Here is a 14,178-nt window from a genome sequence, read left to right as displayed (position 1 = left end):
TGGATGACTAAAAGCGACCGGCGCCAGTAAGTCGTTCTTTCCAAAAGCTATTATCCAGCGAGGCGTATTCGACAAATTTTCCTGTTCTTGGTGCGTGAATAAAGCGGTCGTCACCGATATAGATGCCAACATGAGATACCGGGCTGCGGTCTAGCTTGAAAAAAACCAGATCGCCGGGTTGAAGCTGCGACATGTGCACGCGGTCTGAGTGACGGAACTGTTGCAGGCTGGTTCTCGGGACTTGAATGCCAGCATTTTGATAGGCGAGGTATACCAATCCGCTACAATCGACGCCGTTGTTATTGGTGCCGCCGAAACGATACGGTGTGCCAATCAATTGCATTGCAGAGTAGACTATCGTCTGCTTTTCCTCGGCAAGTATTGGGCGTTGTTGGAAGGTATAATTCGTTTCTCTCACGGGATAGTTTCCGCACCCAGTCAAGAAGAGGACTAGCATTAAACTGCCGATAATAGTCGGTGTATATAGCTTCATATAGGTATTATCGGCCCCTGCCAAAATTCTTCAACTCTCGGTTTTCTTGGGTGAAATTTCGTTAAAGTAGTCACAAATTCGCGACAGTACCGGCGCAGCGTGCAATGTTCTGAAATGCCCGAAACCATTGCTCTCATAGTACACGGATAGACTAAGTCTATTATGTAATTCAACGGCTTGGCCAGGGTTTACTATTCGGTCCTGTTTATCGTGAATGATTAGCCATGGTCTAGCATATTGTCTGGCCAATACGATAGGGGAGCTTCGTTCAAAGGCATCGATACCGTGTTGCGCCAGAAATCGTTCAGTCAAGAATTGTCGTGTGGCAGGTCGGAGATTGAGTTGCTGACAATATGTCTCCAACATTTGTCTGGTATCGACTGGCATTCCAATGAATACGGCTTTTTCGATATTTTTTCCCGCATTGAGCAGGCCGATAAATCCTCCAATGGCACCGGCAGAGTGACCAATAAAGCCGGTAATTTCCGATTGGGTTTCCACAAGCTGCGTCACCAAGCGAGCAATTTGCAAAATACTAGTCGCGCTGCCGTCTGATTCACCGTGCCCAGGCGGTTCACATGCGAGCAGACCATAGCCGCTATGTTCCAGGTTTTCGACGATGTTACGAAATTGTCCTGCACGGCCGTTCCATCCCGGTACAAGCAAAATGTAAGGCGGCTTCCCCCAGCGATAAAGCTGTATTCTTGTGTTTTCAAAGATGATTGAAGTTCTTTCGGATCGAGCCTTTAGGGCAGACTCTTTTTCAGAAGAGGGGACACGCCGCGTCCGGCGCCACCACCAGTAGGCGATTCGTGCCGACATCGTCGGCGACACTACCTGAATCGCTGCTATACAGTGGCCAAGGGCTTTTGCGAACAGCCTCGAATAGGTCTTTTGTATCTTTGACATAAGTCGGTATCACGGTTGAATGAGCCTGGTTCACACGCAATTGTGATACCAAGCCACAAATTGTGGATATGGAGGTAAATTACGCGGCCAGATCGTCGATATGGTATTGAGATCTTCTTGGAAAATCCCTGATAAACATATTTATATGCTGCCATTACAAAAACAGGACTTGAATACCTGCCTGCTGTTCTCGCTCGAAAACATTCTGTTCAGCGTGGATATTGCTGAAGTGGAGTCTATCATAGAGCCCCAAGCGATTACCGAATTGCCGGTGATGCCTTTTTTTGTTGACGGCGGATTTTCATTTCGTGAGCACGCAGCGACGGCAATTAATCTTAAAAAAATTCTGCGACTAAAGGATTCTGAGACGAACACACGTAGTGCCCTGGTTGTCACGACAAATACTGGAAACGCGCTCGGATTCAAGGTGGATAGGGTCATCGACATCGTGGACAGGGAAAGTTTTACACCGCGGCATGCGATGTTTTCCGTGCCGGGAATTGAAGTGCAGCATCTCGAAAAACATGGTCTTGTCATACAGGTATCATTTTCGACGCTGATAAATCAGGTGGAAACATTTTCCAGTGAAGCCTGGCAACAAGCGCTGGGTAAAATCGGCGACACGACTGAGCAGCAGTCAGAAGATTGTGCGATAGCTGAGGGAGTCAAAACAGCCGACAGGAACGAAGAAAATCAATTCAAAGACGGTAATTTCGATACCCTTGAAGAAATGGCAGATGCTACACCGCCACTAGAAATAGAAGAATCTGCTATAACATCTGCGGGCGATGAAGCGACAGGCGAGATAGAAGAACTACAGAACGAAACTGATAATGCAGCTGCATTTGAAGAGGCGAAGGCTGTTGAAGAAATACTGGAGAACGAACAGCATCTTGAGCCACCTATCGCCGAAGAAAAAGTTGAGTCTCAGGTTCCCTTTACAAATATTGTTCATCATCATGTAGTCGCAGATGCCAAGAGAGGGGCGGAGGATCACAATCCTTTGTCTTCTGATGCAGACACCTCTCCATCAACGGATAGTGAGATTGACGAAGTACCGGTCTTTATTCAGGCTGAGATTCCTGAGGCAACAGAAAAAACGGCAGAGCTAATTGACAATTTTGAGGACGTAGATCGTCCGCGATTTTCCGTCGTAGGAATAGATGAGTTAGAAACCGAGCAGGCTATCACCTTCAAAGAGTTTCGCCTGAGACGCAGTCACCGAAATATATTCAAGCCGCGCTCCAGGATTCCTTTTCTTATTGGTGGTGTGAGTCTGGTCGTTGTTATTGGTGCGCTGTATTTTTACGCTGAGAAAATTCCGGCCTTGCCCTCGCTGTTAACGAAACAGGCACAAGAGCATTCGGCCGATATGGTTACGACTACTAGTGTGCAAACTCAAGCGCAATTGTCGTCGAATAAGGGCGTCGTTGGTGCGTCTGAAATTCAACGAGTGGTGGAAATCGATACGCCCACAATCAGTATTACCGTGGATAGACCCGCAAGCTCCAATGCGAAAAATACACAGAAGCCACCTATGAAGGTATTGTTAGGGGAAAAGGCCAATCACGCCGGGACAAATGCGGTTAGTACGCGTCATGTTGTCAAAAGCGGTGATACCTTGTGGCGAATCGCCGAGACAGTACTCGAAGATCCCTATCGATATCCCGAACTGGCGCGTGCCAGCGGTATTAATAATCCCGATCTGATTTTTCCCGGCGATATTGTTACCGTCACTGTCGCAAAATAACTTGCGGAAAACCTAACTTACAAAATCATAGCCACAACATACAGCCCATTTCAAATCGGTGACTCAAATTGGCGTGATAGGGATAGCATCGAATCTTGTAGTATTGTAGGCCAGGTAGCGATGGGCACAGTTCGAGCTCAAATATCGTTTCGCTCCCGATGCTGTCGATTTTTTTAAACCGTTGGCATTCATGGGTGTTGAACTTTCCTATATCGTCTTCGGTGCCGATTATGCTCTCCACAATAATGTCGTTTTCATTCAAGCCATCAAGTGTGACCGCGACTTGCAGCTTTAGCGTGGTTCCAGCAGAAATAGACTGGGGAACCTGTTCCTGATGATGGCGTATCTTGACGTTTTTCCAGTGGCCGACGATGCGTTGTTTCCAATCTGCCAATTCACGAGCCAATTGATAATTGTCTTTGTATAACTTCAGAGATTGTTTAGCAGCCTTGCTATAGAAACGTTGTACGTAGTCCATCATCATTCGTTCCGCATTGAAATGTGGAATGATGGTTTTCATCGATGCTTTCGACATTTTTACCCAGCCGCTGGAAAATGCCTGACGACTAGGAGATGAAAATTCGCGTGAAAAGTCGTTGGGCTCGCGTGAGTAATACAGTGGTATCACCTGGTTTTCAAGTATGTTCAGCAGATCCTGCGCCTCATGGTGATCGCGAAATTGCTTACTAAACTCGGGCCCGTGAGGTTTGATTGCCCAGCCATTGTTTTCTACATATCCTTCGCCCCACCAACCATCTAACACGCTAAGGTTGATTACGCCATTTATGCCAGCCTTCTGTCCAGATGTGCCGCTGGCCTCTAATGGATACTCTGGATTGTTTAGCCATACGTCAACACCGGCGACTAGCTTGCGGGCGAGAGCGATATCGTATCCTTCCTGAACAATGATTTTGCCCTCAAACTCAGGTCGTTTCGATATGTCGTAAATGAGTTTAATCAACTCCTGCCCAGGTTCGTCTTTAGGGTGGGCTTTGCCGGCGAATACTAATACCACCGGGCGATTTTTGTCATTGACAAGGCGTGCAAGTCGTTCCAGGTCTGCAAATAACAATGCTGCACGTTTATAGGTGGCAAATCTACGCGCAAAACCAACTACCAGCACATCCGTGTTTTCGGGATTGAGAAAATGCGTACGCTTTTCAATCTGAACATCGCTACAACCATTACGTCGATGCTGTATCTCTGCGCGCTTGTATAGAAACTCAAATAGATCGACTTTCAGGGATTGGTGTGTGGCCCAATAAACGTGATCAGGGATGTCATCAATCGCATTCCAGTATTCTTCATTCCGTAATTGTTTGCGCCACTCGGCACCGAGACGATTGTCAAATAGCGTTACCCAATGGCGTGCAAGAAAAGTCGGTACATGTACGCCATTCGTTACGTAATCTATGGGATTGTCTTCGTCTTCAATTTGCGGCCAGATGTAGTTTTCCATTTTGCTAGCGACGCCACCGTGTATGCGACTAACGCCATTGTGATAACGAGAACCACGTAAAGCCAAAGCCGTCTGATTAAACGCGTTAGCGTCTCCAGGATAGCTCCCGAGTTCAAGAAAACGCTTTTCGCTTATGCCGAATTCGCCGTAGTAACCTTCGAAATGTGACGTCATGAGTTCATGAGGAAAGATGTCGTGGCCTGCCGGAACGGGAGTATGAGTAGTAAACACCGTAGCAATAGCAGCAGTCTCCCAGGCCGTGTTGAAATCGAGGCCGGATTTTTGATATTCAAGCGTGCGTTCAAGCAGCATGAAAGCGGCGTGTCCTTCGTTGATGTGCCACACATTGGGATTGAGCTTTAACGCTCTTAAAGCCCTGACACCGCCTATACCCAAAACGATTTCCTGTTGAATACGCGTTTGCTTATCGCCACCATAGAGTTGGTAGGTGATACGGCGATCTTTCTCGTTATTTGTTTCCAGGTCGGTATCAAGCAACACCAGGTTGATATGCCCAGCATGGGCTTTCCACACTTTTATGCCGACTGAGTGCGTACCCATGGGAACACTAACGTGTATTTCTCGGCCCTGTTCATCCGTCGCTGGGCTAATCGGTAAATCAGCGAAACTGGCGGGTGTGTAGATCGCGTGTTGTTTTCCGCTTTCGTCAATGGTTTGATTGAAATAGCCTTGTCGATAAAGCATCCCAACTGCGACGAAGGGTACGTCAAGATCGCTGGCGGCTTTACAGTGATCGCCTGCGAGTATGCCTAATCCACCAGAATAGATAGGAAAACTCTCATGTATGCCAAACTCCGCGCAAAAATACGCGACCAGATCTTCTTTTCGATGCAGAAAAGTGGTGACCTCAGATACGCCAGGTTGAGATAAATAGGTGTCATAGACCGACAAGGCGCGATTATAGTCTTCCATGAATACCCGATCCTGCGCGACTTCCTCAAGACGTCGTTGGGATATCCGTCGTAGAAATACCTTGGGATTATGTTCACATTGCGCCCACAATTCCGGGTCGAGCCGAACAAATAGCCGGATGATTTGATGCTCCCAGCTATAAAGCAGGTTATTGGCCAATTCGTTCAGGCGGTTCAACTGTTTGGGGATTCGGGGTTGGACTTCCAACGCGAAGCGTGTGCCGGCCATAATGTTCCCTCATTACAATGGTGTCGCGTATTGCTAATTGAAGACGCTTTAGTGCAAAAAGTCTAATTTTTCCCTGGACCGGGATAGATGTTTGAGTGAATTTCACTGAGGATGTTCAGATTAAACAAGAGAGGGAAGTGTTTCCCTCTCTCTATATATGGTACCGAGGGTCGGAGTCGAACCGACACGATGTCACCACCACCGGATTTTGAATCCGGCGCGTCTACCAGTTCCGCCACCCCGGCAATAAGAAGGGGGCAATTCTATAATCTATGAACACATGTCAGCAAGTGCAAATTTGCAGGCTGTAGTGCGATAGGGATGGATTGCTAATTTTATGATTAGAATTATCTAATAATATTAATTACTTATAAGTATAAAAAACTCGGATTTTAGTACTTATGTATTATGGCAATCCCAGAGCGCGCTGCTAATATGCGTAAGCACAAGGAAGTTTTTCAAAGCAAATCAGGATTTCACGGAAGACCTTAGGGAAAGCCAAGGGAAAACTCGGTTATACGGACATAATGCAGGCAGGTATGCCTGGTAGGGAGAGTACCCTTGCTTTAGGCGGCCTTCGGGCCGCCGTTTGATTTATCTTTCTGTCTACACAACCCGCTAAACTGACACCAGCCGCATGTATCTTCGTCTCCCCAGGCCGGTAATGCACTTCCATTTCTCGCCATGTTTGTGATTTCGTGCAGCCGCCGGCGGTTATTCGTCACGCATTCCTTGAGCTCGTCGTCTGCCAGTTTGATCTCGCTAAGCCCATCCTGATCTATTTTGAGGAACAGTGTCTCCGTAACGGCTTCGTTAATTGCCAGTGCATAGTGCGCTAACTGAACGGATTCACCCTTTAGCGCGTCATCACGCGAATGCGCAAAACCGGTTTTGTAATCGATAATCGAGATCTTGCCACTGCCATCTTTAGACACCTCGAATCTGTCGATGCGGCCGCTGATGGTGAAATTTTCCTCGGTTTCCTGTTGTCGACGCTGTTCGGCACCACGAAAACGCCAATGTTGTTCGCGTTCGATCTGCCAGTCGATGTAAGTGGGTATCGCCTTCTGCCAGCGTCTGAGCCAGCCGCGGTGTTGAAAGTTTTGCTCGAGATCGCTGGCAAACACCTGTTGCGAGATGGTATCGAGTAGCTCAATCGCGTTTTGCCTGTTATCAGGCGTGAATTCGTCCTTAAACGGCCCCGGTAGATTTTTAACGTTGGCGTGTAATGCCTCAAGGCACAGATGAACACGACTGCCGTATTCATTCTTTGCCATGACCTCGCTAACTTCCTCTGGTGCCTGTAAGCGTAATACATAGCCAGCGAACCACGCATACGGGCAGTCGATAAGTTTTTGGTGGGCGCTGGCGCTAAAATCCGACGGCATAAGGGCAGATAATATCGCGGGCGGCGAAATTTCACACAGCGTATGCATACCCAGATCGGGTGAGGCAATATCGCTGCTACTATTATCGAGCAACTCACGTAGCTCAGTGTGTTCAAGCGTGGTCTTCCACGCGATTCGATGATGGGCTTCCAATAATTCCAGCCAGGGACTAATCGCCTGAGATTCTCCACCGGTGTTGACGCTGAGTAGTACACTCGGAGCACTCTCAAGCAGGCGCCGAAAATCGTGTAGGCGCCGTTTCTTTATCTCCTGCCACGGCGTTAGGCCTAACTGCTGCCGCACCTGTTGATTGAAAAACGGTGCGACTTCGCCACTTCCGGGAAAATGTTCGCGTGTCAGTCCGCCGATAATAATGCCTTCGTAGCTACCAAGCGAGGTTTGTGGGAGATGTAGGAGATCGACGTATTCAATATAGTCATCAACAGGCTTAAAACTTTTACGTTCGAGATTGCGTGACAGCCAGGTACGGAAGTCTTCCCAACCTAGACGTAGCGGCGAGCGCTGAGCGACCTGCTGAAGTTGTTCGAGTAACTGAAGTAGCTCCTGACCGGCATCATCGTTTTGTAAATGAGAAGTAAGACCCAACTCATCCAGACTGAAACGCAAGGCACTTAACGCATGGGAGAGTTCGATTTTATTGTTCGAGACCAGAGATTGAAGCGGGCGAGCAGCATTTTCCAGTTTGTCGAACAACTGAAACATTGTTTGGTATGCATGTGACGAGGATTCGCTAAGGCGCTGCGCTCTGGCATGGCTGGCGTTGCGATATCTGTCCAGATTACGTGTAATATTTTCGCGACGAATGATGTCGTATTCGAGGCGGTAGACGGCATCAAGCGTTTCGTTGTCGACAATAAACGAGCTCGATTTGATTACCGAGAGTAGCGGGCGATGGGCAAAATCCTCTTCGATACACTCCAGCCAGCTCTCCAGTATGGCGGCCGCAGATGATGTGGAGAGAGACCAACCTCCGGCATCACGTAAGGCAATATTGGCGCGCTCGAGCATGGCGCGGATACGTCGTGCCAGTTGACGATCTTCGATGACGAGGCCAACACGCTTAATATTTTTTAATCGCCACAGGCGCACTTGAAGACTGATGGCGCGAGCCTCATCTTCGAAACTGTCGCCGCGAAAAACGTGTATGTGTTCGGCAACAGGTGAAGTCGGATATTGTTGTTGGGCGTTTAAGGCCCTATTGCGCAAGTCATCAGACTGATCGAGAAATACAGAGTCGAGATATGCACTACATTCACTTGTGCCGGGTTTATCATCGAGAAAAATGTCCTGCGTGGCCAGAAATTCGTTCATCTCACCGCGATAGCAAAACAAATGACTGCGCCGGGATTGATACTGCCGCATCATCCAGTTCAGTTCTCCCGGTAGCATCTCCTGATGAAGAAACGCATAGAAAAAAGTGTTTTCCGAAAGCGTTTGATTTAGATGCAGACCGAGTTTTATCAGATAAGCGGCATTACCATCGAGCAAATTATAGGTGGCAAGTTGTTGATGCCAGGCCTGCCACAACGTATGGACAAGTTGCGCCTCCTGACCCAGGTGTGGAATCTGACTGGCGTTACAGCCATAGCCTTGTTCCAGTAATTGTATAAAGCTGTCGAGATCTTCAGGCAGCGAGGTTTGGTGCAAGGTCAGTTGGTCGAACAAGCTGAATAGCGCGTCGCTTGCGGTCCACAAATTGGCATCGTTAAACAGGTGTCGATAGGCTTGCAAAGATTCCATCAATACCAGTACACGCTGTTCCGAGGGAATGGTGCCGGTTTCCAGATAGGTGTGTCTTTCGATGTATTCGCGTAGGGTGAGACATTGTGGTGGCAATAAGGCCTGAAAGCCGTGTTGTGCCGCTACGCTACAGATTAGGCGAGTGAGTCGTAATGCCGGTTGAAAATCGGGAATGATGATGAAAATATCGCTGAGGTCAGGCAGGCGATGCAACTGCTCCTCTACAATACGTGTGGCAATAATTTTCAGGGCATCCTGATCATAGCTTATCGATGTAAGAAACATGTCGTATGCCTGAATTGAAAAAGGCAGTAGCTCGTTGCCAAACTACTGCCTTTATAAAAGTGGTAAATGTCTATCTTTCCAGAAACTGGAGTTTGTCTGCCTTGCCGTTCCAGTCGTCAGCGTCGCCGGGCGCGGCCTTTTGTTCGGTGATGATGGGCCAGTTTCGCGATAGTTCGGCGTTCAGCGCAATAAACTGTTCCTGACCCTCCGGTACATCGTCTTCAGCAAAAATCGCTTCCGCTGGGCATTCGGGTTCACACAGGGTGCAATCGATGCATTCATCTGGGTCAATGACCAGGAAGTTCGGGCCTTCATGGAAACAATCGACGGGGCAAACTTCCACACAGTCGGTGTATTTGCACTTGATACAATTCTCCGTCACTACATAGGTCATTCTCTACTCCTGTGTTTCTTCGCTGTCGTTCCGCGCACATTTTAATGTGAAAAAATGATTTCTGCGAGCGCCTATTGTCATTTAATCCAGACAATCCTTGAGTGTATAAATCAGGTTTAACGCCTCTCGTGGCGTTAAGTTGTCGACATTAATCTCCTTCAGACGTTTTTCTACCTGGCTTTCGGAACGGGTATCAAAGAGGGAGAGTTGCAGTTGCGCTGCAGGGTTTCGCTCTTTAACCGCCGACTGCTCCAGATCCCGCAAGTGACGACGGGCGTTCTTCAGCACCGATTGCGGTACGCCCGCCAGCCCGGCTACCTGGAGGCCATAACTCTGGCTCGCCGGTCCCGGTTTCACGCTGTGTAGAAACACGATACGGTTTTCGAATTCTGCCGCAGTGAGATGCACATTGGCGACGCTACTATGATTTTCTTCCATTGCTGTCAGCTCGAAGTAGTGTGTCGCGAACAAGGTGTAAGCGCGTGTTTGTTCGGCGAGATGCTCGGCACACGCCCATGCCAAAGCTAGTCCATCAAAAGTGCTGGTGCCGCGTCCTACCTCGTCCATCAATACCAGGCTTTGCGCGGTGGCGTTGTGCAGAATGTTGGCGGTTTCAGTCATCTCGACCATAAATGTCGAACGCCCACCGGCCAGATCATCCGACGCGCCGATGCGCGTGAATATGCGGTCTATTGGGCCGATGGTGGCGCGGCTTGCCGGGACAAAACTTCCGACATGGGCGAGCAAGACAATGAGCGCAGTCTGACGCATATAGGTCGATTTACCACCCATGTTTGGGCCGGTAATCATTAACATGCGACGCTTGTCGTCCAGGTCAACGTCATTGGGTACAAAGGGTTCGCTGGAAACGCTTTCTACAACCGGGTGACGACCGGCTTCGATGAATATGCCCGGTCTTGATTCGAGATCGGGTTTGCTGAGGTTCAGGCTGACACTGCGTTCCGCCAGATTGCTCAAGGCATCGACATTGGCAATCGCCTGCGCGGTTATCTGCATCGTCGTTAGGTCGAGATTGAGCGTATCCAGCAGTTCGTCGTACAACTGTTTTTCCCGCGCCAGTGATTTTTCCTTGGCGCTGAGAAACTTGTCTTCGAAGGCCTTGAGTTCCGGGGTGATAAACCGCTCTGCGGATTTTAGCGTCTGGCGTCGAATGTAATCGCCAGGCGCCTGGTCCGATTGTCCGCGACTGATTTCGATATAAAAACCGTGTACGCGGTTATAACCGACTTTCAGCGTACTAATGCCGCTACGTTCTTTTTCCCGAGCTTCCAGCTCGACCAGAAATTGGTCACTGTTTTCACGCAGCATACGCAACTCGTCCAGCTCCGGATCGTATCCAGGCGCGATAACGCCCCCATCGCGTATTAATACCGGTGGATTGTCGATAATGGCGCGCGCGAGTAGCTCGGTTGTTTGCAGGTGTTCGCGGATGAGGTGATTGATTTCCTCGATTTGCGGATTGTCTGTGGCAGTAAGCGCCTGTTTCAATCCTCCGATTGCTTCTAGTGAGGTGCGCAAGACGGCAAGATCGCGAGGGCGCGCAGACTTCAAGGCTACACGCGCCAAAATGCGTTCTATGTCGCCGATATTGCGTAGCACTTCAGCGATGTTTTCGTAATGATAATTGTTCGCCAAAGACTCGATGGCGTCATAGCGCTGCCGTAGTTTGTGTTGATCGCGAATAGGGCGGTTAAACCAGCGCCGTAACAAACGACTGCCCATAGCAGTGGTGGTGTTGTCCATAACGGATACCAGGGTATGATCCTGGCCGCCGCTCATATTGTGTTCGATTTCCAGATTGCGGCGAGTGGCCGCGTCGAGTAATACCGCGTCTTCACTGCGTTGCGCGGTAAGGGCCTGGATGTGTGGCAACGTAGATTTCTGGGTGTCTTTTACATACTCCAGCAGTGCCCCGGCGGCGCCGATGGCAACTGTAAGATCCGTACAACCGAATCCGCTCAAATCATTGGTGTGGAACTGGGTCTTTAGTTGGCGCTCACCTACTTCGACATCGAATAGCCACGGTGCCTGTCGGCGTAGCCCTTTTCGCTGTTGCAGGCGTTCAATCAGATGACTGTCTTCACTGACCAACAGCTCTGCGGGACGCAGTCTTTCCAGTTCTGCGTATAGATTGCTTTCGCCTTTGACTTCGCACACCTGGAAGCGTCCGCTGGTCAGATCCAACCAGGCCAGGCCGAAGATCTCCTTCTGTTGATGCAGTGCACACAAGAGGTTGTCGCGACGTTCCTCAAGTAAGATTTCGTCGGTTACCGTGCCCGGTGTGACGACACGAACCACTTTGCGTTCCACCGGCCCTTTGGCCGTGGCCACATCGCCGACCTGTTCGCAAATCGCGATCGATTCACCCTGGCGCACCAGTCGTGACAAATAGGGTTCCACCGAATGATAGGGGACGCCCGCCATCGGGATAGGTTCGCCGCCCGATGTGCCGCGCTTGGTCAGTGTGATATCGAGCAGACTGGCGACCTTGCGTGCGTCGTCGAAAAAGAGCTCGTAAAAATCACCCATGCGGTAAAAAACCAGGGTATGTGGGTAGTCTGCCTTGATGCGCAGATACTGCTGCATCATCGGGGTGTGTTTGGCTAGGGATGGCTCGGCTATTTCGGTTGCTGCGTTCATATCATTTTTTGCTTAAGTTTTAGTCAGTGGGCGAATCAATCATTCCTATTGAGTAGAGAGTTTTCTCATGTTTTCCGCGTAACGTGTAGAACTAAAAGCGGAATCCAGGGTTGATTCGGTTGAGTGTGTTGTTATTGTCGGCTGCGTATCGCAGCAAAGGTGGTCGATTATATCCTGTAAACACGATGACGTTTAACAAAAGCCACGCACAAAAGAACTGGCGTATCGAGTTGCCCGCAACAAATGTGTTGAATAGTGTTTACAGGTTTGTATTTTCAGGGAATGCTTTAATCAGTAAGCGTAAGAGAACCCCGATAGTGGGGTTGCTGGTTAAATCTTGATCGCTATACAGGACGGATAAAGTGTCTCTCAGGAAATGGATAGTCAGTCTCTTTCTCTGCGTGGTTTCCTCTTTTTGCTCGGCAGGGGCATTGGAAGTAGCTGCAGGTGGGGCATTGAATCTGCCTGCTGAAATCCTTGTTGCACAGCAAAGCCAGGCAAATCTATCAGTCGATGCGCAGTTCGACACCGAATCGCTGATACCGCCGATCTATTACCAGATTCGATTAATTGTCGTGCAGCACAGGCGCCGATACTGGGAAATGGAGTTTATCCACAACAAAATCTATCTACGTAATCCTCCTCCAGAGATTCAATCCTTTAGCGTATCCCATGGTTTCAATATGTTTGGTGTGAATCATGTTCGTATGTTTAATAAGTGCTGCGGATGGCGGTTGGGTGGAGGTGTGATACTCGCCCATCCTGAAAATACGGTTCGTGGAGCCGAGTTGACACACAATGGGGGAGTGTTTGGCTGGGGATACTATTTGTCGGGTGCCTATCTGGCGTCAGGATTTTTGGCTAAACACGATATCGGACAGACTTTTTACCTCGTTGCGGATCTACGATTGTCTAGCAGTTACGCAAGTATCCCGATTAGGAATGGACAGGCCAGTTTGTTTCTGAACACCTTGCATCTGGCAGGTGGAATAGGTGCAAGGTGGTAAACAGTGGCTACTGTCTACGCCTTAAAACAGCCTCTCTATACTTCAACAGGTGTATCTTCACGATTGCCCCAGTCTGACCACGAACCGGGATAACCTCGCACACGTTCGTAACCTAGCGATAACAACATGAAGAAAGACAAGGCCGAGCGGTGATGGGAATGACAGTAGACAACGATTTCTTTTTCTTTAGTAAATCCCATGGATTCAAGTACGGGCAGTAAGTCCTGAGCCGGGTGCAAGCGCAAGCCATTTTCCCTATCCAAGCCATTCACCCAGTCGTAATTGATTGCGCCTGGAATGTGTCCCGCGCGACTGGCGCGGACATCAGTGCCCATATACTCTCCTGGGCTGCGGGCATCAAGTGGGACAAAATCATCTGCGCCCAAGCGCTTGAGGATATAGCCAGCATCTGCACTCCACTGCATTTGAGTGAACTTTACGGGATAGTTGGAAACCGAAAAAACTGGTGCTTCTGCACTTAGCGGCAACTGATCAATACTCCACGCATGTAGCCCGCCATCAAGAAGGGAGAGGTGCTGATGTCCGGCTAACATTAGCGTCCAGAGAAATCTGGCCGCTTTTCCTCCACCCTCATCGTCATAAGCGACGACATGGGTGTCGGGAGTAATCCCTGTCCGAGTTAAAATCTGTGAAAACTGATCCTCTGTTGGTATGAGGCCCATGACAGGTTTCTCATGGCGAACAATTGTTGCGTAGTCGATGAATCGCGCGCCGGGAATATGGGCCTGCGTATAAATTTCGGGTTTGCATAAATCGACGATAACTTGGTTTTGCCGGTCCAGGCGTTCGGCAAGTTCTGTGGTTTGCATCAAAATATTTTTAACGTCCATGGACAGGAGTTCCTCTTGTAGTCAGCTAAATCCAGGTGAGTTATCTTTCGGGCATTAGC

Annotated in this window: 9 protein-coding genes and 1 tRNA gene; 2 read left to right on the top strand and 8 right to left on the bottom strand. The window is 49.2% G+C overall.

Annotated elements, in window-relative coordinates; all coding sequences use genetic code 11:
* Positions 1-7: 7 nt before the first annotated feature.
* Positions 8-418 (bottom strand): C40 family peptidase, encoded by a 411-nt coding sequence (locus OEZ43_18855; protein MDH5547643.1) that lies wholly within the window; start codon positions 416-418, stop codon positions 8-10.
* Positions 419-523: 105 nt separating this feature from the next.
* Positions 524-1,402 (bottom strand): alpha/beta hydrolase, encoded by an 879-nt coding sequence (locus OEZ43_18850; protein MDH5547642.1) that lies wholly within the window; start codon positions 1,400-1,402, stop codon positions 524-526.
* Between the two features lie 145 nt (positions 1,403-1,547).
* Here OEZ43_18850 and OEZ43_18845 point away from each other — a divergent pair, with 145 nt between their 5' ends.
* Complete coding sequence (locus OEZ43_18845; protein ID MDH5547641.1) at positions 1,548-3,152, top strand: chemotaxis protein CheW; 1,605 nt, start codon at positions 1,548-1,550, stop codon at positions 3,150-3,152.
* Positions 3,153-3,177: 25 nt separating this feature from the next.
* Here OEZ43_18845 and glgP read toward each other — a convergent pair whose 3' ends face one another.
* The 5 genes from glgP to mutS all read right to left on the bottom strand — a co-directional run bounded on the left by glgP (position 3,178) and on the right by mutS (position 12,261).
* On the bottom strand, positions 3,178-5,772 hold the full coding sequence (gene glgP, locus OEZ43_18840) for an alpha-glucan family phosphorylase (GenBank protein ID MDH5547640.1): 2,595 nt from the start codon (positions 5,770-5,772) through the stop codon (positions 3,178-3,180).
* 158 nt (positions 5,773-5,930) lie between these two features.
* Positions 5,931-6,017, bottom strand: a tRNA-Leu gene (locus tag OEZ43_18835).
* 321 nt (positions 6,018-6,338) lie between these two features.
* Complete coding sequence (locus OEZ43_18830; GenBank protein ID MDH5547639.1) at positions 6,339-9,206, bottom strand: PD-(D/E)XK nuclease family protein; 2,868 nt, start codon at positions 9,204-9,206, stop codon at positions 6,339-6,341.
* Positions 9,207-9,276: 70 nt separating this feature from the next.
* Positions 9,277-9,600, bottom strand: coding sequence for a ferredoxin family protein (locus OEZ43_18825; GenBank protein MDH5547638.1), 324 nt, complete (start codon positions 9,598-9,600; stop codon positions 9,277-9,279).
* A gap of 81 nt (positions 9,601-9,681) precedes the next feature.
* On the bottom strand, positions 9,682-12,261 hold the full coding sequence (mutS, locus tag OEZ43_18820) for a DNA mismatch repair protein MutS (GenBank protein ID MDH5547637.1): 2,580 nt from the start codon (positions 12,259-12,261) through the stop codon (positions 9,682-9,684).
* Positions 12,262-12,623: 362 nt separating this feature from the next.
* Between mutS and OEZ43_18815 the strand changes: the two genes are divergently transcribed.
* Complete coding sequence (locus OEZ43_18815) at positions 12,624-13,268, top strand: hypothetical protein (GenBank protein MDH5547636.1); 645 nt, start codon at positions 12,624-12,626, stop codon at positions 13,266-13,268.
* A gap of 35 nt (positions 13,269-13,303) precedes the next feature.
* On the opposite strand, the gene OEZ43_18810 is transcribed toward OEZ43_18815, so the two are convergent.
* On the bottom strand, positions 13,304-14,119 hold the full coding sequence (locus OEZ43_18810) for a sulfurtransferase (GenBank protein MDH5547635.1): 816 nt from the start codon (positions 14,117-14,119) through the stop codon (positions 13,304-13,306).
* Positions 14,120-14,178 lie beyond the last annotated feature (59 nt).

The sequence above is a fragment of the Gammaproteobacteria bacterium genome, assembly GCA_029881255.1.
Taxonomy (GTDB): domain Bacteria; phylum Pseudomonadota; class Gammaproteobacteria; order S012-40; family S012-40; genus JAOUMY01.
Note: the sequence above shows the minus strand (reverse complement) of the source record. Positions and strands in the feature narration are given on the sequence as shown.